Here is a 23,324-nt window from a genome sequence, read left to right as displayed (position 1 = left end):
GTGTTCTGGTCCAGGTTGAAAGAGGTGTTTGGGCGTGCCTCCCCCATCGAGCGTGCGCTCCCGGGGGAGCTGGAGTGGCGGCAGGCCCTGGCGGCCGTGCCCATCCTGCAGGGTTTCTCCGGCGAGGAGGAGCAGACTCTGATTGAATTGGCGCGCCACTTCCTTGCGCGCAAGACGCTCACCCAGATAGGGGTCGAGCTGAGCCCCCGGCAGCAGGGGGTGCTGGCCCTGCAGGCGGTGCTGCCCATCCTGCACCTGGGGTTGGAGTGGTATCGCGGTTTTCACGAGGTGATCATCATCCCGGAGCCCGTCACCCGCCGGCAGGAGGTGCAGGATGAGTTCGGTCTGGTGAGCGAGGTTGAAGAGGAGAACGCCGGTGAATCCTGGCCCCAGGGCCCCCTGGTGCTGGCCTGGAGCGAGCTGCAGCAGGACGGGGACTGGGATGGCTTCAACCTGGTGATCCACGAGCTCGCCCACAAGCTCGACATGCTGGGGGGGGCGGCGGACGGAGCGCCGCCGCTGCCGGGCGGCATGGATCCGCGCCAATGGACCCGGGCGCTGCAAAGCGCATTCGACGAGATGAACGACCAGCTGGCCAGGGGGGAGGTGACCGAGATCGATCCCTATGCGGCTTCGCACCCCGCCGAGTTCTTCGCGGTGTGCAGCGAAAGCTTCTTCACCGAGCCGCTGCGCCTGCGCGACGTCTATCCGGCGGTGTATGAGCAGTTCTGCCGTTTCTACGGCCAGGAGCCTGCCACGCGCTTCCCGGCCACCCGGCTGCTGGCGGGGGAGGCTGAGCCTCGCGGCTAGTTGGGAGATCCCCTGGCATGGCCAAACCAGCAAAAACGAAAAGGCACCCCGCGGGGTGCCTTTTTCGTGACAGCAATGACAGCGGCAGACTTAGGCAGCGGCTTTCAGCTGGACGGCGGCGGCCTTCTTGTGATCGCCGATGGGCAGCACGGTACGGCCGAACTGCTCGTTCAACACGGTGGCCATGGCCAGGTAGATGGCGCTGGCACCGCAGATGATGCCTTCGAAACCGGCGATGGTGCCGATCAGGGTGCTGCCGGTGAAGTCACGGGCGGCCAGCAGGAAGAACAGCACGGTCAGGGAGGCGAACACGAACTGCTTCACGCGCGGGAAGTTGACGGTGCCTGCCAGCATGAACAGGGTGAACATGCCCCACATCAGCAGGTACCAGCCCATGTAGGCGTGGGGAGTGGCTTCGGCCAGACCCATGGTCGGCATCACCAGCAGGAACACCAGGCTCCACCAGAAGGTACCGTAGGAGATGAAGGCGGTGACGCCGAAGGTGTTGCCACGCTTGAACTCCATGATGCCGGCGATGATCTGGGCCAGACCGCCATAGCACAGGCCCATGGCCAGGATCATGGCGCTGATGGGGAAGAAACCTGCGTTATGGATGTTCAGCAGAATGGTGGTCATACCGAAACCCATCAGACCCAGAGGGGCAGGGTTGGCCAATTTTTCGCTCACGTGGTGTTCTCCAACAATAGAGGTGGGGGTTGATAAAAGACGCGCGATTTTAGGCAGGCTCTTGGTCCCGGGCAAGGGGGGGAAGGGCTGAAACGGTAAAAAAATGACACGAAATTTTACGCAGCCAACCATTCGTGCGATTCAGGTAGGCAACACGTGAATGAATAACGTTTTCTTCGTTGCATTTTTGTGTTTTTGACGTCGAAAATGAAACTGGGTAACGAATGGGGCAGTGACCCCGCTGGCAGCGAACGGGTGCTGCGGGACTTGGGTGCAAGCAGGGTTTGGTACAAAAAAACATCTGATATGCCATCAGACAATAGATGTTTACCACCATTTCTCTCACCTCGACTCCCAGACAACCGGCATGCCCTTTTCTGTCGGCCACTCGGAGGCGGACGGGAGAACCCTTGCGAGGGGGTTAAGGGAGGGGAAAGGCCGAACAGCGGCTGTGGGGAAGGGGCGTGGCCGCCAGTAAAGAAAGGGAGTGGCGCCAAGCGGCGAACGGGCGGGGCGTAACCAAGGCTAACGTGCCCGACCACAAAAAGGGGAGCCACTATGGCTCCCCTTTTTGGGTCAGTCGTCCAGGGTCAGCACGACCTTGGCCTCCTTGTCCGTCTCCTTCACCTGGCTGTCGAGCACGAAGAGGCGCTCCGGCGCTATACCCTGGGTGTCCACCAGATACTCCTTGGTGTTCTGGGCGCGGCGCATGGCGAGGTTGCGCAGGGACTTGGCGGTGATGAGCTGCTGATCCCGCAGCAGGAGCACCGCCCGGGCGTGCAGGGCCTCGCTCCCTTCCTCGAGCTGCAACTTGTCGGCCAGATCCCTGAGGTCTTCGTTGAACTTGGCCTCATAGGCCTGGGCCAGTGCCGACTGCATGGTGGGATCCTGCTCCAGCTGCGCCAGGTCCACCGGGCTGCCGGTGATCTTGGCCAGCGCCCGCTCGAGCTTCTGGCGCTGCAGAATGGGCCGCTCCTCGTTGAAGTTGACCTTGCCGCGGATGTTCATGCTGAGCCTGGGTCTCTCTTGCAGCGCCTTGGCCAGGGTGGCGAGCTTGGTCTGCTGGGTCGGGGTCAGGGCGGGATCGCCGGGCAGGAAGGGGAGCTCGTCGAGATCCTGGGTGCCGCCCGTCAGGGAGGCCAGCAGGGAGAAGGGGGAGGTGATGGCCTTGCCGAGGGTGTTGCCGAGCACGTCCCAGAAGATGTTGCCCAGGCTGAAATCCGGCTGATCCAGGTTGCCCTTCACCTTGAGGTTCATCTTGATGACGCCGCTGGCATCGCTCAGCAACGCGATGGCGAGGCCCAGGGGCAGATCCCTGGCCTGCTCGCTCTTCACCTTCTCCCCGAGTTGCAGCTTCTTGATGGTGATGTCGTTGTCCCCCTCCAGCCGGTTGCCCTGCAGCTTGTAGTTGAGCCTCATGGAGAGCTGACCCTTGTCGATGGCGTAGCCCGCATAGGTGCTGGAGTAGGGGGTGAAGGTGGTGAGCTCCAGGTTGTTGAAGGCCACGGCCACGTCGAGCACGGGATCGGCGATGAGCAGGTTGGCGCCCCCCCGGATGGTGACGGGGGCATACCTGTCCACCTTGCCGTGGAAGGCGAGCTCGGAGCGCTGTCCCGGCGTGTTGCTGATGTGGCGGCTCTGACCCTCGAGGGAGGCGATGTCCACCACGAACTCCGGGCTCAGGCTGCGATCGGCGAAGCGCAGGTTGCCCTGCTCGGTGCGCACCTGATCGATGAGGATGCGTGGGGCTGGGGCGCTCTCCTGGCCGGCCGGTTGCGGCAGCAGCAACTGCTGCACGTTGGTGATCCCCTCTTCGCTGATCTCGATGCGGGCGAAGGGCTTGCTCAGCAGGATGTCGGCAATCGTCACCCGCCGGCTGAGGCCGTCGTAGTGCAGGCCGCTCAGCTGCAGCTTGTCTATCTGCAGCAGGCGTTGGTTGTCGGCCCGATCCAGCACGTTGAGCCCGGCGACGTCGAGCCCGCCGCTGACCTCCAGCTTGCTCAGTGCCCCCTTGTCATCGGTGGCCAGCGCCAGCTTGATGCGGCTGGCGAGCTCGCCTTCCCGCACGCTGATGCGCAGCAGATCCTGCAGGTAGGGTTGTGCCAGGGTGAGCGGCAGCCCCTGCTGCTTGAGGGTGCCGTCCAGGGTGAAGGGGGCCAGCCCCAGGGTGCCGTCAAAGTCCAGCGTCGTGTGGTTGTCGAAAGTGGTGCCGAGGGTGAGGGGGCTGCCCTGGCCTGGCTGGCTGCCGAGGGGGCCCAGGGCCAGCGTGAGGCCGGAGAGCTCCCTCAGCAGGGGCTTGCCGCTGCTGGACTCGGTGAGCTTGAGCCGGCCCTGGTCGATGCGGGTCAGTTTGAGGGCCCAGCGCCATGGGGCGGCTGGTTTGGCCGGTGGTTTGACCGCCTTGGGGGTCGGCTGGGGAATGATGAGGCCAGCGAGATCCAGCTGCTGCTTGTCGTCGAGCACCGCGTTGACCGCCGGGCTCTTGAGGGTGACGGCATCGACGGCGAGGGAGTGCTTGTTGCCATCGACCCGGATCCCCGTCAGCGCCAGTTGCTTGAAGCGGGCAAACTCGCCGCCCTTCTCCTGCTTGAGCTGCCAGTCATCGAGGGTCAGCCTGCCCTTGGAGAGCTGCCACCCCAACCCCTGCTTGCCCGGGGCGAGGCGATAGTCCAGCTCGGCGCTGACCTCTCCCTTGGTCAGTCTGGCCCTGACGTAGGGCGCCCAGAGCGGGGTGAAGGGGGCGACCACCACCTTGCCGAGGCTGAGTCGACCCTTGCCGGCGCCGGTCAGGAGGTCGAGCTCGCCTTCGGCCTTGAGGGGGCTCCTCTCGTTGAGGGTGGCCCTGAGGCGATAGGGGGTGAGGGCGCCCGCGGCGCTGGAGAAACCGGGCACCTGCAGACCGAGGTCGGCAAGGGCGAGGGGGGGCACCCAGCCCGGACTGCTCTGCTTGCGGCTGTCCCGGTAGCTGAGCCGACCCTGTTCAACCGACAGCTTGCCGATGCGTACCGGCAGGGGCTCGGTGGCGGATGGCGGCGTCTGCACCTGCGAAGGCGTGAGCAGGGAGGCCAGGGCCTCGGTCAGGTTGAAGCGCACCTTCCCCTTGAGATCGTCCAGGCGCACCAGATCTGCCCTGGGGGCGGTCAGGGTGACCTCCTCCAGTACCAGTGCCCTCTGCCGCCAGCTCTCTTTCAGGGCGGGAATGACCTTCAGCTCGTCGAACGACACCAGGGTCTTTTGTTGCTCATCGAGCAGGGCGCTGGGGCCCAGGGTGAGGGAGGGGGAGCGCAGCCCTACCTTTATTTCTCCCAGGGTGAGGTGCAGACCGTAGTGGGTGGCGAGCCAGCCGGGCAGGTGACGCTGGATCAGGTTGGGGGCTTGCCAGAGCAGTAGGGTGACGCAGACGAGCAGACCGGCGCAGAGATAGAAGACATAGCGCAGCAGACGAGCAGGGAGGGGCTTGAGCATGATGGTCTCCATTTGATGCGCATATGGTAGCAAGTAATCGAGAGGGGATCATGGCTGGGGCTCATGGGTTGCGCCGTACTCTGACCGGGATGGCACAAATGTTGAGCACCATGTTGAGCAAGGGGCACAGAGCCACTCCTGCCGGGGCTGTCGTGTACCTGGGGCGCATCTGTGGCATGGGGGACTCCGGGGGCGATATGCCCCCAGATTCGGTCAATCCGCGTCGGTTTTCAAGCCATCGAGGGAGTGGATGCAGCGCTGCTCGGCGGCATCGAGCTCGGCCATCACCATCTGGATGTCTTCCAGCTGCTGGCGCAGGGAGTGGCGCCTCGCCTCGATGAGCTGGATCATGGAGTGCAGCTGCATCCGGCTCGAGCGGTCGGTGTCGTACATGTCGAACAGCTCGCGGATCTCCGCGAGGCTGAACCCCAGCCGCTTGCCCCGCAGGGTGAGCTTGAGGCGGATCCTGTCCTTGTGGCTGTAGATGCGGGTCTGCCCCTCCCGGGCCGGGGTGATCAGCCCCTCGTCCTCGTAGTAGCGGATGGTGCGCGGGGTGATGTCGAACTCCTGGGCGAGCTCCGAGATGCTGTAGGTTCTCTCCTTGCCGCCGAAGCCGCCGGTCCTCATGACGTTATCCGGCATGGTGATCTCCTTGCGTTGTCTCAGCAGCAGGCTGGCGGGCCCTGGCGTGCAGGGCCTGGCCGACCCGGGAGCCGTTGGGGCGACCGAGCTGCTCGCTCACCCACTGGCCGGTGGCTGCCAGCGCCTCCAGGTTCACCCCGGTGTGCATGCCAAGGCCGTGCAGCAGATAGACCACCTCCTCCGAAGCGACGTTGCCCGAGGCGCCGGGTGCATAAGGGCAGCCACCTAGCCCGGCCACCGAGCAGTCTATGGTGCGGATGCCGCGCTCGAGCGCCGGCAGCAGGTTGGCCAGCCCCTGGCCATAGGTGTCGTGGAAGTGCACCGCGAGGCGCCCGGCCGGCACCTCGTGCAGCACGGCGTCCAGCATGGGGACGACGGTGCCCGGGGTCCCGACGCCTATGGTGTCGCCAAGGGAGATCTCGTGACAGCCGAGATCCAGCAGGCGCTCGGCCAGGGCGGCGACCCGCTTGGGCTTGGTCGGTCCCTCATAGGGGCAGGCGATGACGGTGGAAAGATAGCCTCTCACCTTGATGCCGAGGCGGCGTGCCTCCTGCACCAGAGGGGCGAAACGCACCAGGGACTCCTCCACGCCGATGCCGATGTTGGCCCGGGTAAAGCCGTCCGAGCAGGCGGTGAAGAGGCCGATCTCGTCGACCCTGGCCTGGATGGCCCCCTGCAGGCCCTGCAGGTTGGGCACCAGGGCGCCGTAACGGGTGGCGCCCTTGCGCGGCAACGCCTCGAGCAGGGCGGCGGAGTCCGCCATCTGGGGCACCCGTTTCGGGGAGACGAAGGCCCCCACCTCGATGCGCTGCAGGCCGCACGCCACGAGGCGCTCGACGAAGGCCCGCCGCTGGGCCAGCGACAGCATGCGAGCCTCGTTTTGCAGGCCGTCCCTCGGCCCCATCTCCACCAGGCTGACCCGATCGACGGGAGAGTGGATCTCCTTGTTCATGGCGCTTCCCCCTGCTCGTCTGTCTCGTCATGATCGGTGGCGAAGTGCACCAGCAGGGTGCCCTGGCTCACCTGATCCCCCTGGCGACAGGGCAGGGCGGCGACCACCCCGTCCTTGTCCGCTTTCAGGACGTGCTCCATCTTCATGGCTTCCAGCACCAGCAGGGGCTGGCCCCGGGTGACGGCCTGCCCGGCCTCGACCAGGATCGCCACTATGATGCCGTGCATGGGGGCAACGGCGCCCCTGGGGTGGTCGTGATCATGGTGCGGCCTGTGCTGCTGATCGTCTTCGTCAACGCGCAGGCGCCGGCCATCCAGCTGCAGCACGAAGGCCCCGTCGGCCAGCTCGTTGACGGGGCAGCGTAGCCAGCCATCGCCTCGTCGCAGGCGGATGTGATCCTGCCCGAGGGCATAGTGGATGCTCTCCCCCTGCCACTCGATGCGGCCGGGCAGGGCGCGCAGGGTCAGCACCCTGGCCTCGTCGCCGATGCGCACCGCCGCCGTCAGGCTGCCGGCCTGCCCCAGTCGAAAGCCGGGGGCCTGCTGCCAGGGGGAGGGACCGGGGCGACTGGCGAGCCAGAGGGTGGCCAGGGGCCAGGCGAGCGCCGGGATGGGCAGGGGGGCTGTGGGGATGGGCCACTGGGTGTGGTGGTCCATCTGCAGCACCTCGGGATCCTCGCACAGGCGCAGCAGGAGCGGGCCATTGTGCACCAGGGGGCCCAGTGCCAGTGCCGCCAGGGCGTCCGCCAGCCTGGCGAAGGCCTGGGCCCTGTCATCGCCGTGGGCGACGAGCTTGGCGATCATGGGGTCGTAATAGGGGCTCACCGCATCACCGGCGGCCACCCCGGTATCGATGCGTACCCCTTTGGGCCAATTGAGCCACTGGATGGGGCCGCTGGCGGGCAGGAAGCCGGCGGCGACGTCCTCGGCGTAGAGGCGCGCCTCCACCGCGTGGCCGCGCAGCACCACCTCCTCCTGGGTCAGGGGCAGCGGCCTGCCTTCGGCCACCGCCAGCTGCCAGGCCACCAGATCCTGGCCGGTGACGGCCTCGGTGACCGGGTGCTCCACCTGCAGCCGGGTGTTCATCTCCATGAAGAAGAATTCATCCTTGCAGAGCAGGAACTCGATGGTGCCGGCCCCCACATAGGCGATGGCCCGGGCGGCGGCCACGGCCGCCTCGCCCATGGCGCGGCGCAGCGCCGGAGGGATGTCGGGGGCGGGGGCCTCCTCGATCACCTTCTGGTGGCGGCGCTGCAGGGAGCAGTCCCTGTCCCCCAGGTAGAGGGCGTTGCCGAGGGTATCGGCGAAGACCTGCACCTCCACGTGGCGGGCGCGGGGCAGGTAGCGCTCCAGCAGCACCCTGTCGTCGCCAAAGGCCGCCAGGGCCTCGCGCCTGACCGCCGCCAGGGCGGCGTCGAACTCGCCCAGCTGATCGACCCGGCGCATCCCCTTGCCGCCGCCACCGCTGGCGGCCTTGATCAGGAGCGGAAAGCCCACCAGGGTCGCCTGATCACGCAAGACTGCCGGTCGTTGATCCGCACCGTGATAGCCGGGCAGCACGGGCACGCCGGCCGCCTCCATCAGCGCCTTGGCGCCGGACTTGTCCCCCATGGCGAGGATGGCGGCGCCGCTTGGGCCGACAAAACGCAGGCCGCGTTGTTCGCAGGCGGTGGCGAAGTCGCTGTTCTCCGACAAGAAGCCGTAGCCCGGGTGCACGGCGTCGGCGCCCGTCTCCCTGGCGATGGAGAGCACCTTGCCGGCATCGAGGTAGCTCTCCCGTGCGGGGGCTGGCCCCAGGTGCCAGGCCTCGTCGGCTTCGCGCACGTGCATGGCGTTGGCGTCCGCGTCCGAATAGAGGGCGATGGTGTGAATGCCAAGGCGCCTGGCGGTCTTGATGATGCGCACGGCGATTTCGCCTCGGTTGGCGATAAGCAGGCGCTTGATGGGATGGTATTGGGTCATGCTTCGTCCTTGAAACGGGGGCGCCAGGTGGGGGGGCGCTTGTCGAAGAAGGCCTGGATCCCCTCCTGGGCCTCGAGTCCAACCCGCACCCGGGCGATGGTCTCGACGGTTTTCTCTTCGTGTTGACGGCCGGGGTGATCCTCGATGGCGGCCAGCAGCCGCTTGGTCTCCTTCATCGCCTCTGGACCGTTGCGACACAGGCGCAGGGCCAGCAGGCGCCCTTCGGCCAGCAACTGGGCCGGTTTGCTGAGTCGGTGCGCCACATTGAGCCGGCAGGCGGTGATGGCATCGAAGGGTTCGGCGCTCAGCATGTAGCGGCGGGCCTGGCGCATGCCCATGGCGCGCACCACATAGGGGCTGATCACCGCGGGGACCAGGCCAAGGCTCACCTCCGAGAGGCAGAAACGGGCATCCTCGCTGGCCAGCACGATGTCGCAGGCGCAGATAAGTCCCAAGGCCCCGCCGTAGGCGGCGCCCTGTACCAGGGCCAGGGTGGGGAAGGGGAGCTCATCCAGAGCCTGCATCAGGTGTGCCAGCACCCTGGCGTCTTCCCGGTTCCGGTCGAAGGCGCCGGGGGAGGCATCCCCTCCGGCCATCTTGCGCATCCAGTTGAGATCGGCGCCGGCACAGAAGTGGGGGCCCTCGGCCCGCAGCAGCAGCACATGGGGGCGTTCGGCCAGGGGCTGGCCGTGGCAGTGGGCCAGATCCCCCAGGCACTCGAGCAGCCCCTGCATCAGGTCGGCGTCGAGGGCGTTGTGGCGTTCGGGGCGCGCGAGCACCAGCTCGATCAGGGGGCCATGGCGCTCCAGCCGAAAACCTGCCAGGGGGTCATTGCAGATAGGATCAGACATGTCGAACTCCTTACATCCGGAAGATGCCGTACTGCTCGGGGCTGGTTGTTGAGTCTGACAGGGCCCCCTGGCAGGTGGCCAGCGCCAGGGCCAGCACGGTGCGGCTCTGGGCCGGATCGATGACGCCGTCGTCCCACAGCCTGGCGCTGGCGTAATAGGGGTGACCCTGCTGCTCATACTGCGCTATCACGGGGGCGCGGATGGCGCCTGCCTCCTGCTCGCTCAAGGCCTTGCCCTCGGCGGCCAGCCTGTCACGGCGCACCTGCACCAGCACGCCGGCCGCCTGCTCGCCCCCCATCACCGAGATGCGGCTGTTGGGCCAGCTGAAGAGAAAATCGGGTTCATAGGCGCGCCCGCACATGCCGTAGTTGCCGGCGCCGAAGCTGCCGCCGACGATCAGGGTGATCTTGGGTACCCGGCTGCAGGCCACGGCGGTGACCAGCTTGGCGCCGTGCTTGGCGATGCCCTCTTGTTCCGCCTGGCTGCCCACCATAAAGCCGGTGATGTTCTGCAGGAACAGCAGGGGAATCGCGCGTTTATTGCAGAGCTGGATGAAGTGGGCGCCCTTCTGGGCGCTGTCGCTGTGCAGCACCCCGTTGTTGGCGAGGATCCCCACTTGCATGCCTTGGATCCGGGCAAAGCCGGTGACGAGGGTGGTGCCGAACAGCGCCTTGAATTCGTCGAGTTCAGAGCCATCCACCAGACGGGCGATCAGCTCCCGGGCGTCATAGGGGCGCTTGAGACTGGTGCCCACCAGGCCATAGAGCTCCTCGATGGGGTAGAGCGGTTCGTTATGGGCGGCGCTGGATTGGGCGGGTGACTCTCCCGGATTGTTGGCCCCCAGGTTGCTCACCAGGGTGCGGGCAATCGCCAGGGCATGGGCATCGTCTTGCGCCAGGTGATCCGCCACCCCGGAGTGGGCGCAGTGCACCAGGGCGCCGCCCAGGGCCTCGGCGCTGATCTCCTCGCCGGTGGCGGCCTTCACCAGCGGCGGGCCCGCCAGGAAGATGGTGGCCTGGTCCTTGACCATGATGGACTCGTCCGCCATGGCGGGCACATAGGCGCCACCGGCGGTACAGAGTCCCATCACCACCGCGAGTTGGGGGATGCCCTTGGCCGACATGCGCGCCTGGTTGTAGAAGATGCGGCCGAAGTGGTCCCGGTCGGGGAACACCTCGTCCTGCATGGGCAGGAAGGCACCACCGGAATCCACCAGATAGAGGCAGGGGAGGCGCAGCCGCTCGGCGATGGCCTGGGCGCGCAGATGCTTCTTCACCGTGAGGGGGTAGTAGGTGCCGCCCTTCACGGTGGCGTCGTTCACCACCAGCATGCAGAGCCGGCCAGAGACCCGGCCTATGCCGGTGAGGATGCCCGCGGCGGGCACCGGCTCGTCATAGACCTGCCAGGCGGCCAGGGCCGAGAGCTCGAGGAAGGGGGAGCCCGGGTCCAGCAACCGGTCGATGCGCTCCCTGGGGAGCAGCTTGCCTCGGGCCTGGTGGCGGGCGTTGTTGGCGGCGCCGCCCCCCTGGGCTATCTCCTCCAGCCGGGCATGGAGATCCTCGATCAGCTCCTGCATGGCGGATCTGTTGGCGAGGTAGTCGGGGCTGGCCGTGTCGAGACGGGAGTGGATGCGGCTCATCTGCCTTCTCCCCTGGGCGCGTCGTTGCCGATGGTGGTGGACGGGGCGACATGCTTCATGCGTGTTCCCCCATCAGTTCGCGGCCGATGAGCCAGCGGCGGATCTCCGAGGTGCCGGCGCCGATCTCGTAGAGCTTGGCGTCCCGCAGCAGGCGGCCTGTGGGATAGTCGTTGATATAGCCGTTGCCCCCCAGCAGCTGGATGGCGTCCAGAGCCATCTGGGTGGCGTTTTCGGCGGCAAACAGGATGGCGGCGGCGCAATCCTTGCGGCTGGTATGCCCCTTGTCGCAGGCCGAGGCCACCGAATAGACCAGGGCCCGGCTGCTGGCGAGACGGGTATACATGTCGGCGAGCTTGCCCTGCACCAGCTGGAACTCGCCGATGGCCTGACCGAACTGCTTGCGCTCGCGCACATAGGGCAGCACCACGTCCATGCAGGCCTGCATGATGCCGAGCGGCCCGGCCGCCAGCACCACCCGCTCGTAGTCGAGGCCGCTCATCAGCACCCGGACGCCGCCGTGCAGGGGGCCGAGCAGATTCTCCTTGGGCACCTTGCACGCCTCGAACACCAGCTCGCAGGTGCTGGAGCCGCGCATGCCGAGCTTGTCGAGCTTCTGGGCCGTGGTAAAGCCCGGCGTCCCTTTCTCCACGATGAAGGCGGAAATGCCCCTGGGACCGGCGACGGGATCCGTCTTGGCATAGATGACGAAGGTGTCCGCATCGGGCCCGTTGGTGATCCACATCTTGTTGCCGCTCAGCAGGAAGTGATCGCCCCTCTCTTCTGCGCTCAGGCGCATGGCGACCACGTCGGAGCCGGCCCCCGGCTCGCTCATGGCCAGCGCCCCCACGTGTTTACCGCTGACCAGATCAGGTAGGTAGCGGGCCTTCTGATCAGGGGTGCCGTGGCGGTGGATCTGGTTGATGCAGAGGTTGGAGTGGGCGCCGTAGGAGAGACCGACCGAGGCGCTGGCGCGGCTCACCTGCTCCATGACCAGCACATGGGCGAGGTAACCCAGGTCCACCCCGCCATAGGCCTCTGCCACCGTGATGCCGTGCAGCCCCAGCTCACCCATCTGCGGCCAGAGATCCCGGGGGAAGGCGTTGCTCCTGTCTATCTCCTCGGCGCGCGGCGCGATGATTTTCTGGCAGAAGGCCTCGACCTGTTCGGTCAGGGCCTGGAGGGTGTCGTCCATCAGGGCATGCATCCGTGCTCTCCTTTTCCTGGGGGTTCCGTTCTGTGGGACCGAGTGCTGTGGGCTCACCCAGGCGGGTTGGCACCGTTGGCACTGGTCAGTCCATTCATGAATTAAGTTTACGTTAGCGTAAACGTAAATGAGTTGTTAGTCTAAGGTAAATTCGTTGCCTGCCGACTGCAAGGGGATCCCTTCGGGTGGGCAACCGCAAGGAGCGAACAGGATGAACAGCATGTGCATGGGGGAGGCGGGTCTGTCGCGAGCCGCTATTTCCTGTCAACCAGAGGAGGGGGCGGCATGAGCCAACACCATACCCAGTACGGGGATCTGCCGCTCCATATCGGCGGCGAGGCCTACCCGTCGGCGAGCGAGCAGTGGATCGAAGTGACCAACCCGGCGGATCAGAGCCTGCTGGCGCGGGTACCGAAAGCCACCCAGGGAGAGATCGCACTCGCGGTGCGCACCGCCCACGACGCCTATCTGCAGTGGCGGGAGGTGCCGGCCTCGGAGCGGGCCCGGGTGATGTTCAACTACCAGCATCTCTTGAAGGTGCATCACGACGAGCTGGCGACCCTGCTGGCCCAGGAGACGGGCAAGAATCTGGCGGACGCCAAGGGGGATGTGTGGCGCGGCATCGAGGTGGTGGAGCAGGCCTGTGCCATCGCGAGCCAGACCCTGGGGGAGACCATGGGCAACGTGGCACGCCGGGTGGACGGCCACTCCTGGGTGCAGCCGCTCGGGGTGTGCGTGGGCATCACGCCGTTCAATTTTCCGGCCATGATCCCGCTCTGGATGTTCCCGCTGGCGGTGGCCTGCGGCAATGGCTTCGTGCTCAAGCCCTCGGAGCAGGACCCGCTCACCCCCATGCGCCTGGCACAGCTGTTCGCCGAGGCAGGGGCGCCAGCGGGCATTCTGTCGGTGGTGCACGGCGGCGCCGAGCAGGTGGATGCGCTGCTGGCCCATCCCGACGTCAAGGCGGTGAGCTTCGTGGGGTCGGCCCGGGTGGGCGCCCACGTCTATCGCACCGCCACGTCGCAGCTCAAGCGGGCCCAGTGCTTCGTCGGCGCCAAGAACCACATGGTGATCATGCCGGATGCCAACAAGGGGCAGGTGCTCGGCAACCTGGTGGGGGCCGGTGTTGGCGCCGCCGGCCAGCGCTGCATGGCCATCAGCGTGGCGGTGTTCGTGGGGAGCGCGAGGGAGTGGATCCCCGAGCTCGCCGCCGAGTTTGCCAGGGTGAAACCCGGCGTCTGGCACGATCCAGAGGCGGCCTACGGTCCCCTTATCAGCCCCGAGGCGAAGGTCAGGGTGGAGGGGCTTATCGAGGCGGGGATCGCCGAGGGGGCCGAGTGCCTGCTGGACGGACGCTTCTGCGACGTGCCCGGCTACCCTGTGGGCAACTGGGTGGGGCCCACCCTGTTTCGCGGCGTGACGCCCGAGATGCGCATCTATAGAGAGGAGATCTTCGGGCCAGTGCTGGTCTGCCTCGAGGTGGAGAGCCTGGACGAGGCGCTTGCCCTGATCAACGCCAACCCCTACGGCAACGGCACCTCCCTCTTCACCGGCTGCGGCGCCGCGGCCCGCAAGTTTCGCCACGAGGTGGCGGTGGGCCAGGTGGGGATCAACGTGCCCATCCCGGTGCCGCTGCCGTTCTTCTCCTTCACCGGCTGGCGCGGCTCCTTCTACGGGGATCTGCACGCCTACGGCAAGCAGGCGGTGCGTTTCTACACCGAGACCAAGACGGTGACGGAGCGCTGGTTCGACGAGGACATACCGGGCGGGCCCAATATGACCATCCATTTGCGTTGAGGGATGGGCCTAAGGCACTCCCGCCGGGACAGCCACGACCGGCCACCTGCCTTGAGTGGCCCGAACGATTGAGATAACGAGGAAGCGAACAAGATGGATTTTACCCTGACCGAATCCCAACGAGCCTGTGTCGAGTCGGCCGGCGCCTTCGCCGATCTGGCGCTCAAACCCCACGCCGCGCGCTGGGACAGGGAGCACGAGTTCCCCATCCCCACCATCAAGCAGGCGGCGGCGCTGGGGCTGTGCGGCCTCTACACCCCGGAGCAATACGACGGCCTGGGCCTGAGCCGCCTCGATGCCAGCCTGATCTTCGAGCGCCTCGCCATGGGCTGCACCTCCACCACGGCCTATCTCACCATCCACAACATGGTGAGCTGGATGCTGGGCAGCTGGCTGCCTCCTGAGGTGGCCGAGGAGTGGGTGCCGAGGCTCGCCAGCGGCGAGCTGCTCGGCTCCTACTGCCTCACCGAGCCGGGGGCCGGGTCGGATGCGGCGGCCCTCAAGACTCGCGCCGTGCGGGACGGCGATGACTACCTCATCGACGGCAGCAAGGTGTTTATTTCCGGGGCCGGCAGCACCCAGGTGCTGGTGGTGATGGCCCGCACCGGCGGCGAGGGGGCCAAGGGGATCTCTGCTTTTATGGTGCCCGCCGATACGCCCGGGGTGAGCTATGGCAAGGCGGAGGAGAAGATGGGCTGGAACAGCCAGCCGACCCGGGAGGTGAATTTCAGCGCCGTGCGCATCCCCGCCCGCTACCGGCTGGGGGAGGAGGGGGAGGGCTTCAGGTTCGCCATGCAGGCGCTCGATGGCGGGCGCATCAATATCGCGAGCTGTTCCCTCGGCACCGCCCAGCAGGCGCTGGACGACGCCCTGGCCCATGTGCGCCAGCGCCAGCAATTTGGGCGTCCGATCAGCGAATTCCAGAGCGTGCAGTTTCGCCTCGCCGACATGGCCACCGAACTCGCCGCCGCCCGCCTGCTGGTGCGCCAGGCCGCCGCCAAGCTCGACGGAGGCAGTCCGGACAAGAGCGCCTGGTGCGCCATGGCCAAGCGTTTTGCCACCGACGTGGGCCACCGCATCTGCGACGAAGCCCTGCAACTCTTTGGCGGCTATGGTTATATCCGCGAGTACCCCCTGGAGCGCTACCTGCGCGACACCCGGGTGCACCGCATCCTGGAGGGGACGAACGAGGTGATGCGGCTCATCATCGCCCGCCGTCTGCTGGCCGACCCCGGCCTGTCGCTGGAGTGATGGGGCTCCTTGGGGCCCCCCTGGCCAGTAGCGGCGAGGCCCGTTGTCAGCCCCATTCGCCGTCTGGCTGTGTGAGCCAGCCGAGAGTCGGCGCCATTCAACCCTGCCATCATGGGCAGGTTTCCATGACAAGGACGATGCAATGACAAGGATCAGGCTCGAATACCACGGTCACGTGGCCTACATCACCCTCGATCACCCGCCCGCCAACACCTGGACCCTCGCCAGCCTGCAGGCCTTCCTGCAGATGATGGTGGAGCTCGACAGCCGCCCCGACGTGGTGGCCCTGGTGATCCGCGGCGCCGGGGAGAAGTTCTTCTGCGCCGGCGCCGATCTCAAGATGTTCGCCGACGGCAACCTGGAGCACGCCCGCGAGGTGGCCGAGGCGTTCGGCCGCGCCTTCGAGGCCCTGGCCCGTTTCCACGGGGTCAGCATCGCCGCCATCAACGGCTACGCCATGGGGGGCGGGCTGGAGGTGGCGCTGGCCTGCGACATCCGCATCGCCGAGCAGCAGGCCAAGCTGGGCTTGCCGGAGGCCTCGGTGGGGCTCTTGCCCTGCGCCGGCGGCACCCAGCGACTCACCGAACTGGTGGGGCCGGGCTGGGCCAAGCGGATGATCCTGTGCGGCGAGAAGGTGAGCGCCACCCTGGCCTACGAGATGGGGCTGGTGGAGGAGGTCGTGACCCAGGGACACGCCTGGACGGCGGCGCAGCAGATGGCGCAATTGGTTGAGCGCCAGAGCCCGAGCGCCCTGCGCGCCTGCAAGACGCTTATCAACCAGGGCCGCAGCACCCATAGAGACGCGGCGCTGCCGCGCGAGCGCAGCCTCTTCCTCGAGTTGTTTGCGGATCCCAACCAGCGCGAGGGGGTGGCGGCCTTCCTCGAGAAGCGCGCCCCGCGCTGGCGATATGACAAGCCCGATGGAGCGACGAATGAATAGACCCGTACGCGTAGAAACCTGTCCCACCGCCGATGGCCACAAGCTGGGCGTGCTGACCCTGGACAGCCCCGCCTCCCTCAATGCCCTGAGCCTGCCGATGATCCAGATCCTGCAGGAGGCGCTCACCGCCTGGGAGCAGGACTCGTCCATCGTCTGCGTGCTGTTGCAGGGGACGGGGGAGAAGGCGTTCTGCGCCGGTGGCGACATCCGCTCCTTTTATTACCGCAAGCAGGAGGCGAGCGAGTCGGAACTGTTTGGCTATGCCCGCGACTTCTTCGAGCAGGAATACCGGCTCGATCACCATATCCACCGCTACACCAAGCCGCTCATCTGCGTGGCGGACGGCATCTGCATGGGAGGGGGCATCGGCCTCTTTGCCGGCGCCGCGTTCCGGATCGTAACCGAGCGGAGCCTGTTCGCCATGCCGGAGGTGACCATAGGCCTCTACCCGGACGTGGGGGCCAGCTGGTTCCTGAGCCGAATGCCGGGTCGGCTCGGGCTCTGGCTCGGCCTCACCGGCGCCCGCTTCAACGGGGCGGATGCCATCGGCCTCGGGCTTGCGGATCACGCCATGGCGAGCCCTGAGCGCGCCGAGCTGCTGCCCCGCCTGGCCGCCCTCGACTGGTCTTCCTGTGCGGATGAATGCCAGGATCCCCGCGAGCAGCTGGATCGGCTGTTCAGGGGGCTGCACAGGGAGGTGACGGCGCGGCTGCCTGCGCCGGTGATCCTGCCCCATCAGGCTCGCATCGATGGCCTGCTGGCGGGCCGCAGCCTGGAAGGGGTGTTGGCCCGGTTGTTTGAGGCCAGCTTCGAGGATGCAGAGGCCGGCCTGGCCCAGGCAAGGGAGATCTGCCAGAGCGGCAGCCCCATCAGCCGCGCCATCCTCTGGCGCCAGTATTGGCAGGCGCGCCGCCAGTCCCTGGCCGAGGTGTTTGCCGACGAGCTGGCGCTCTCGGTCAACTGCGTGCTCAGGGGGGATTTTGTGGAAGGGGTGCGGGCCCTGCTCATCGACAAGGACAAGTCCCCCCGCTGGCAGGCGCCCCGGCCCGGCGCTGACTGGCTCGACGATTTCTATCGCTGGCCACAAGGGAACAACCCTCTGCGCCCCGCCTGCTGACGCGGGATCACACACAAGGAGCACACCATGACAAGGATGGGATTTATCGGGCTCGGCAACATGGGGGGGCCCATGGCCGCCAACCTGGCCCGGGCGGGACACGTCGTGCAGGTCTTCGATCTGGTGCCGGAGAGCCTCGCCAGGGCGATCGAGGCCGGCTGCATCGCCGCCGGGGATGCCCGCGAGGCGGTGAGCGGCTGCGAGGTGGTGATCAGCATGCTGCCGGCCGGCGAGCACGTGCGCGGGCTCTGGCTCGGCGAGAGTGCCGGTGAGCGGGGTGGTCAGGACTTGTTGGCGGCCCTGCCTGCGGGGGCCCTGGTGATCGACTGCTCCACCATAGACGTGGCCTCGGCCCGCCGGGTGGGGGAGGCGGCGAAGTCGCGCGGCATCCGCTTTATCGATGCCCCCGTCTCGGGGGGCGTGGCGGGCGCCACGGCGGGCACTTTGACCTTTATCGTCGGCGGTGAACAGGCCGATTTTGAGGCGGCCAGATCCGTGTTCGCCTGCATGGGGCAGAACCTGTTCCACGCCGGGGCACTCGGGGCGGGCCAGATCGCCAAGATGTGCAACAACATGCTGCTCGCCATCCACATGGCGGGCACCGCGGAGGCGCTGGCGCTCGGGGTGAAGGAGGGGCTGGACCCGAGCGTCCTCTCCACCATCATGGGCAAGAGCTCGGGCAACAACTGGAGCCTGGAACGCTACAACCCCTGGCCCGGGGTGATGGAAAACACCCCGGCGTCCCGTGGGTATGCAGGGGGCTTTATGACCCGGCTGATGGTGAAAGATCTGGGGCTCGCCATGGCGCTCGCCGAGCATGCCCACAGCGCCGTGCCCATGGGGGCTCTGGCCCGAAACCTCTTCAACCTGCACGCGAGTCAGGGGCAGGAGAACAAGGATTTTTCCAGCATCCTCGAGCTCTATCGGGACAAGACAGCGCCGGGTTAAGGGCCGCTATCTACCTTTTTACCCGATAGTCTTTGACTCGACAGTCACCGGCCATCTCACCAGGAGCATTTATGGATATCAAACAGAAAGTCATCGCCATCACCGGGGCCGGAAGGGGCCTGGGTCGCGCCATCGCCCTGAGCCTGGCAGAGCAGGGGGCCGTGCTTGCGCTCATGGATGTCAACCGCGCCGACCTGGAGGTGACCGAGGCCGAGGTGCACAGCCGTGACGGTCGCTGCGCCCTCTTCGTCTGCAACGTGGCGAGCGAGCCGGAGGTGGAGGCGGCCTTCGCCGCCATCGACGAGCAGTTCGGTGCCCTGCACGGCCTCGTGAACTGCGCCGGCATCCTGCGCGACGGCATGCTCATCAAGGTGAAGGAGGGGGAGCTGGTGGAGAAGATGAGCCTGGCCCAGTGGCAGGCTGTCATCGACGTCAACCTCACCGGCACCTTCCTGTGTGGCCGGGAGGGGGCGGCGCTGATGGCGCGAGGGGGGCAGGGCGTCATCATCAACATCTCCTCCATCGCTCGCGCCGGCAACATGGGTCAGAGCAACTATGCCGCCAGCAAGGCGGGGGTGGCCTCGCTGGTGGTGACCTGGGGGCGGGAGCTGGCCCGCCACGGCATCCGGGTGATGGGTATCGCCCCCGGAGTCTTTGCCACCGACATGACGGCGGCCATGAAACCCGAAGCCATGGCCCGGATGCAGCAGGCCATCCCGGTGGGGCACCTGGGGGAGGCGGCCCAGCTGGCCCAGACGGTGCAGTTCATCCTCGCCAACGACTATCTGTCGGGGCGGATGATCGAGATAGATGGCGGGCTGAGGCTCTAGCCCCACTTCCCCTTGACTCCACGCCCCGACTCCCGGGGCGTTGTCATGGGCGCGCGGGCGCGCCCGGCAGGCGATCCCGGGGGATGCATAGCCATGCAGGTCTGGTCCCGAAAACACCGGGTGACATCATGAAAAAACGTGAAAGATCAACGAGTCTCTCTTAATTTGAACCAGCTCACAGGCCCCCCGGGTCAGTGCTGTAAAATTGCGCGCGGTCAAGGTGGCTCATGATTGACGGCAGGAGGGATTGCGGTCGGAATAGTCATGCAATATAGTTGCCGCCTTTTTCACGGGGTATGGATTTTTCGCCCCTCCCATGTCGCGCGCTGTATGAATACGGATGCTCAGCCGCCGCCTAAGAAAACAGGTTTGAGATGGACAAGAAACTAGGGCTGGGCGCCCTCATTTCGCTGGTGATCGGCTCCATGGTCGGCGCCGGGGTCTTCAGTCTGCCACAAAACATCGCGGCGCACGCCAGCGCCGGGGCCGTCGCCCTGGGATGGGCGATCACGGGGATCGGCATGATCTGCCTCGCCCTGGTGTACCAGAACCTCTCCATGCGTCGTCCGGATCTCGACGGCGGCATCTTCAGCTACGCCAAGGCGGGGTTCGGCGATTTCGTCGGTTTCAACGCGGCCTGGGGCTACTGGCTCTGCCAGCTGCTGGCCAACGTCTCCTATGCCATCGTGGTGTTCAGCGCCCTGAGCTACTTCTTCGACACGCCGGACAAGGTCATCTTCGGTGACGGCAACACCCCGGTCGCCATCACGCTCGCCTCCCTGCTCATCTGGTCGGTGCATGCCCTGGTGCTGCGCGGCATCCAGGTGGCGGCCCTGGTGAACATAGTCACCACCATCGCCAAGATGGTGCCCCTCATCGTCTTCTGCGTCGCCATCCTGCTCGCCTTCAACATGGAGACCTTCACCCTGGATCTCTGGGGGCAGGGGAGCCCCGAGCTCGGCTCCGTGATGGATCAGGTGAAGTCCACCATGAAGGTGACGCTCTGGGTCTTCATCGGCATCGAGGGGGCCGTGGTGGTCTCCGCCCGGGCCCGCCATCGCAAGGACGTGGGCCGTGCCACCGTGCTGGCCCTGCTCGGCGCCCTGGCGCTCTACGTCATGGTGACCCTGTTCTCCCTCGGGGTCATGAACCAGCCGCAGCTGGCGGCGCTCAAGAACCCCTCCACCGCCATGATCTTGGAGGCCGTGGTCGGCCCCTGGGGCGCCTGGCTCATCAACATCGGCCTGGTGATCTCGGTGATGGGGGCCCTGCTGAGCTGGACAGTGCTGGCGGCGGAAGTGCCCTACATCGCCGGCAAGACCGGTGTCTTCCCGGCCTGGTTCGCCAGGGAGAACAAGAACGGCTCGCCCCAGGTGTCGCTCTGGTGTTCCACCTGCCTGGTGCAGATCTTCCTCATCATCATCTACTTCCAGAGCAGCACCTATCTGGCGCTGGTCAACATCGCCACCTCGGCGGCCCTGGTGCCCTACGTATTCTCCGGTGCCTACGGCCTCAAGCTGGCGCTCTCGGGGCAGACCTACGAGCACCAGCCGCACCAGCGCAAGCGCGACCTGCTGCTGGCCCTGGTAGCCACCGTCTACGGTTGCTGGCTGGTCTATGCCGCCGGGGTGGAGTACCTCTTGCTGGTGGCGCTGCTCTACAGCCCGGGCATCTTCATCTACTGGAAGGCGCGCCAGCACCATGGCCTGCGCAGCCTCAACCGGCTGGAGCAGGGGATGACGGCGGCCCTGCTCGGTTGCGCCGTGCTGGCCTTCTACAAGGTGATGGACGGTACCATTCCCCTGCATTAATCGGCACAATAAAGAGATGGCCTGGCGCCATCTCTTTTTTTATGCGAATTAATGGTCAACTTGACCGCCATTCACTCGGTGAAGGAATTTTTATGCTGTTTGTGGGGTATCTGGTATTGGGGGCCTTTGCGGGCATGCTGGCCGGGCTGTTCGGCATCGGCGGCGGGCTCATCATCGTCCCCGTGCTGGTCCTGAGTTTCCACGCACAGGGCGTGGCGCCGGAGATCATCACCCACCTGGCGCTTGGCACCTCCCTGCCCACCATGATCTTCACCGGCATCAGCTCCCTGCGTGCGCACCAGGAGGCTGGTGCGGTGGACTGGGTGATGATCCGCAGACTCGGCGCCGGGATGCTGATCGGTGCCTGGCTCGGTGGCATGACCGCCAACCTGCTGAGCGCCAGCACCCTCAACATCATCATCGGCTGCTTCGCCTGGACCATGGCGCTGCAGATGGGGCTCAACCTCAGGCCCAAGGCGGAGCGCCATCTGCCCGGCCCCGTCGGAACCAGCATCGCGGGTACCGTCATCGGCTGGCTCTCCGCCCTGTTCGGCATCGGTGGCGGCTCCATGACGGTGCCCTACCTCAGCTGGAACTCGGTGCCCATGCGCAACGCCGTGGCGGCCTCTGCCGCCTGCAGCATCCCCATCGCCGTGGCGGGCAGCCTCAGCTACCTCTATGCGGGCTGGGGCCGCACCGATCTGCCCGAGTGGAGCGTCGGATTCGTCTACCTGCCGGCGCTGCTCGGCATAGTGCTCACCAGCACCCAGTTTGCCCGGCTCGGCGCCAAACTGGCCCATCGCCTCTCCCCCAGGCGGCTCAAGCAGGCGTTCGCCCTGCTGATGCTGGTGGTGGGGGCGAAATTTATGCTATTTAGCTGATTTATTGGCGTTGTTTCCCAAATCGATGCGGCTTGAATGGAACTAACTGAGTACTTGGTGATCTGATCTCCACCATCCTCTTCAAGTCTGCATCATGGGCACATCGCTTCACCCCATCACTAACTGGCCTAAATACAACAAGTCTTTGATTAACCGTGGTTCACTCACCTTCTGGGTTGATGCCGCCGCCATGAACAACTGGTTTCACCACGACCATCATGGGCGGCGGGGCCGCAGCCAGCTTTACACTGACCAGACCATCTGTACCTTCCTGATGCTCAAGGGAATTTTCAACCTCACTCTGCGGGCTACTCAGGGACTACTCGACTCCCTGTTCGAGTTGATGAATGTGCCGTTGTGCGCACCGGACTATAGCTGTGTCAGCAAGCGGGCCCGCACGGTGACAGTGGCCTATCGGCAGCCCAGCAAGGGGCGCATCACCGACCTGGTTATCGACTCAACTGGCCTGAAGGTGTTTGGCGAAGGCGAATGGAAGGTCAGAAAACACGGCGCCGAGAAGCGGCGAGTCTGGCGCAAGTTGCATCTGGCAGTAGACCCGGCCACCCACGATATCGTGGCGGCGGAGGTCTCGCTGGAAAATGTCCATGATGCCGAGGTGTTACCCACCTTGCTCAACCCTCTGCGGCGTAAGCTGGGACATGTTTATGCGGATGGCGCCTATGACAGTAAAGCCAGCTATCAGCTTATCTCGCGCAAAGGGGCGACAGCCTGTATCCCGCGTCGCAAGAGCGCGGGGTTATGGAAAAAGGGGCATCCAAGAAATGAGGCTGTGCTGGTAATGCGCAAGGAAGGGCTGGCGCACTGGAAGAAGATATCGGGGTATCACCGTCGCTCGCTGGCAGAGACGGCGATGTATCGGTTCAAGCAGTTGCTGACGGGGAAAATCAGTCTGCGTAACTACAACGGCCAAGTGGGAGAAGTCATGGCGTATGTAAGCACCATAAACAAACTTAATACCCTTGGCCTACCTGTCAGAAAGCCCCGAGTGTAGTGGTCACCCAGGACTGGGGAAGTCATGACTTGCTGGCTGATTTGGGAAACAACGCCTGATTTATTGGAAAATTGCCGAAAAAGCAGGCGAACGGTCAGGCCCAGGGCAGAAAGCCATTGCATTGGCAGGCCAGTTTGCCTATTCTCCTCGCCGGTGGTCCTATTGGTCCTCTCGCATTGATAACCCGTCGACCTGGTCAGGACCGGAAGGTAGCAGCCAAGGCGGGGGACTCGAGTGCCGGGATGTGGCTGGTAGGGCCACCACTTTTTTCTGCGATTCAATAAGTTACAGCTAATCACCCTCTTCAGACCTCTTGGTCATCCACTTTATGTGGATGAATCAGGAGTCTTCTCTGTGAATCTCTGGCTCAGTCCTCAAGGTATCTGGTACTACCGCAAGGTGACACTGCTCCCTGTTGTCGTCATCAAGAGTGGTCGTCGTAACGGGATCAAACATCCCTGCCAACCCGAGACAAGCTGGCAGCCCGTGCAGGTCGTCAATATCCTCTCTTAGGCCTTGCCTGTTT

Annotated in this window: 18 protein-coding genes and 1 other RNA gene; 11 read left to right on the top strand and 8 right to left on the bottom strand. The window is 65.7% G+C overall.

Annotation, left to right across the window (positions count from 1 at the left end; all coding sequences use genetic code 11):
* A complete protein-coding gene (locus AB5Y72_RS05560; protein ID WP_042077840.1) occupies positions 1–810 on the top strand; it encodes a zinc-dependent peptidase in 810 nt (269 codons plus the stop codon).
* Between the two features lie 90 nt (positions 811–900).
* On the opposite strand, the gene AB5Y72_RS05555 is transcribed toward AB5Y72_RS05560, so the two are convergent.
* The 8 genes from AB5Y72_RS05555 to AB5Y72_RS05520 form a co-directional block, all read right to left on the bottom strand.
* The gene (locus AB5Y72_RS05555) at positions 901–1,497 is read right to left on the bottom strand and encodes an acetate uptake transporter (protein ID WP_325782296.1); all 597 of its coding nucleotides are present in this window, start codon (positions 1,495–1,497) and stop codon (positions 901–903) included.
* A gap of 576 nt (positions 1,498–2,073) precedes the next feature.
* The gene (locus AB5Y72_RS05550; protein WP_325782297.1) at positions 2,074–4,962 is read right to left on the bottom strand and encodes a DUF748 domain-containing protein; all 2,889 of its coding nucleotides are present in this window, start codon (positions 4,960–4,962) and stop codon (positions 2,074–2,076) included.
* A gap of 213 nt (positions 4,963–5,175) precedes the next feature.
* Positions 5,176–5,604: a MerR family DNA-binding transcriptional regulator gene (locus AB5Y72_RS05545; RefSeq protein WP_245195859.1), complete on the bottom strand. Its 429-nt coding sequence runs from the start codon at positions 5,602–5,604 to the stop codon at positions 5,176–5,178.
* Positions 5,594–6,556 (bottom strand): hydroxymethylglutaryl-CoA lyase, encoded by a 963-nt coding sequence (locus AB5Y72_RS05540; protein ID WP_325782298.1) that lies wholly within the window; start codon positions 6,554–6,556, stop codon positions 5,594–5,596. The genes AB5Y72_RS05545 and AB5Y72_RS05540 overlap by 11 nt, the downstream gene beginning before the upstream one ends.
* Entirely contained in the window at positions 6,553–8,517 is a 1,965-nt protein-coding gene (locus AB5Y72_RS05535; protein WP_325782299.1) for a biotin carboxylase N-terminal domain-containing protein, read from the bottom strand. The genes AB5Y72_RS05540 and AB5Y72_RS05535 overlap by 4 nt, the downstream gene beginning before the upstream one ends.
* Positions 8,514–9,368, bottom strand: a complete 855-nt coding sequence (locus AB5Y72_RS05530; RefSeq protein ID WP_216990173.1) for an enoyl-CoA hydratase-related protein — start codon at positions 9,366–9,368, stop codon at positions 8,514–8,516. Before AB5Y72_RS05530 ends, AB5Y72_RS05535 begins: the two co-directional genes overlap by 4 nt.
* Positions 9,369–9,378: 10 nt before the next feature.
* A complete protein-coding gene (locus AB5Y72_RS05525) occupies positions 9,379–11,007 on the bottom strand; it encodes a carboxyl transferase domain-containing protein (RefSeq protein WP_325782300.1) in 1,629 nt (542 codons plus the stop codon).
* A gap of 55 nt (positions 11,008–11,062) precedes the next feature.
* Positions 11,063–12,211, bottom strand: coding sequence for an isovaleryl-CoA dehydrogenase (locus tag AB5Y72_RS05520; protein WP_325782301.1), 1,149 nt, complete (start codon positions 12,209–12,211; stop codon positions 11,063–11,065).
* Positions 12,212–12,496: 285 nt separating this feature from the next.
* On the opposite strand from AB5Y72_RS05520, the gene AB5Y72_RS05515 reads away from it, so the two are divergent.
* From AB5Y72_RS05515 to ffs, 10 genes are all read left to right on the top strand, one after another.
* Positions 12,497–14,008 carry a CoA-acylating methylmalonate-semialdehyde dehydrogenase gene (locus AB5Y72_RS05515; RefSeq protein WP_325782302.1) on the top strand — a complete coding sequence of 504 codons (1,512 nt, stop codon included), beginning with the start codon at positions 12,497–12,499 and terminating at the stop codon, positions 14,006–14,008.
* A 93-nt stretch (positions 14,009–14,101) separates the two neighbouring features.
* Positions 14,102–15,259, top strand: a complete 1,158-nt coding sequence (locus AB5Y72_RS05510) for an acyl-CoA dehydrogenase family protein (RefSeq protein WP_325782303.1) — start codon at positions 14,102–14,104, stop codon at positions 15,257–15,259.
* Between the two features lie 142 nt (positions 15,260–15,401).
* Positions 15,402–16,199, top strand: coding sequence for an enoyl-CoA hydratase (locus AB5Y72_RS05505; protein WP_042078249.1), 798 nt, complete (start codon positions 15,402–15,404; stop codon positions 16,197–16,199).
* A complete protein-coding gene (locus AB5Y72_RS05500) occupies positions 16,192–17,316 on the top strand; it encodes an enoyl-CoA hydratase/isomerase family protein (protein ID WP_325782304.1) in 1,125 nt (374 codons plus the stop codon). The genes AB5Y72_RS05505 and AB5Y72_RS05500 overlap by 8 nt, the downstream gene beginning before the upstream one ends.
* Before the next feature lie 27 nt (positions 17,317–17,343).
* Positions 17,344–18,264 (top strand): 3-hydroxyisobutyrate dehydrogenase, encoded by a 921-nt coding sequence (gene mmsB / locus AB5Y72_RS05495; protein ID WP_325782305.1) that lies wholly within the window; start codon positions 17,344–17,346, stop codon positions 18,262–18,264.
* A gap of 71 nt (positions 18,265–18,335) precedes the next feature.
* Positions 18,336–19,094 (top strand): SDR family oxidoreductase, encoded by a 759-nt coding sequence (locus tag AB5Y72_RS05490; RefSeq protein ID WP_042078252.1) that lies wholly within the window; start codon positions 18,336–18,338, stop codon positions 19,092–19,094.
* Between the two features lie 374 nt (positions 19,095–19,468).
* A complete protein-coding gene (gene arcD, locus AB5Y72_RS05485; RefSeq protein ID WP_042078253.1) occupies positions 19,469–20,905 on the top strand; it encodes an arginine-ornithine antiporter in 1,437 nt (478 codons plus the stop codon).
* A gap of 92 nt (positions 20,906–20,997) precedes the next feature.
* Entirely contained in the window at positions 20,998–21,786 is a 789-nt protein-coding gene (locus AB5Y72_RS05480; RefSeq protein WP_325782306.1) for a sulfite exporter TauE/SafE family protein, read from the top strand.
* Positions 21,787–21,880: 94 nt separating this feature from the next.
* The gene (locus tag AB5Y72_RS05475) at positions 21,881–22,798 is read left to right on the top strand and encodes an IS5 family transposase (protein ID WP_325782307.1); all 918 of its coding nucleotides are present in this window, start codon (positions 21,881–21,883) and stop codon (positions 22,796–22,798) included.
* A gap of 160 nt (positions 22,799–22,958) precedes the next feature.
* Positions 22,959–23,055, top strand: an RNA gene (ffs, locus tag AB5Y72_RS05470) — signal recognition particle sRNA small type.
* The last annotated feature ends 269 nt before the right edge of the window (positions 23,056–23,324 follow it).

Origin of the sequence: Aeromonas sp. R7-4, assembly GCF_040908055.1 — a bacterium.
GTDB classification, from domain to species: domain Bacteria; phylum Pseudomonadota; class Gammaproteobacteria; order Enterobacterales; family Aeromonadaceae; genus Aeromonas; species Aeromonas sanarellii.
Note: the sequence above shows the minus strand (reverse complement) of the source record. Positions and strands in the feature narration are given on the sequence as shown.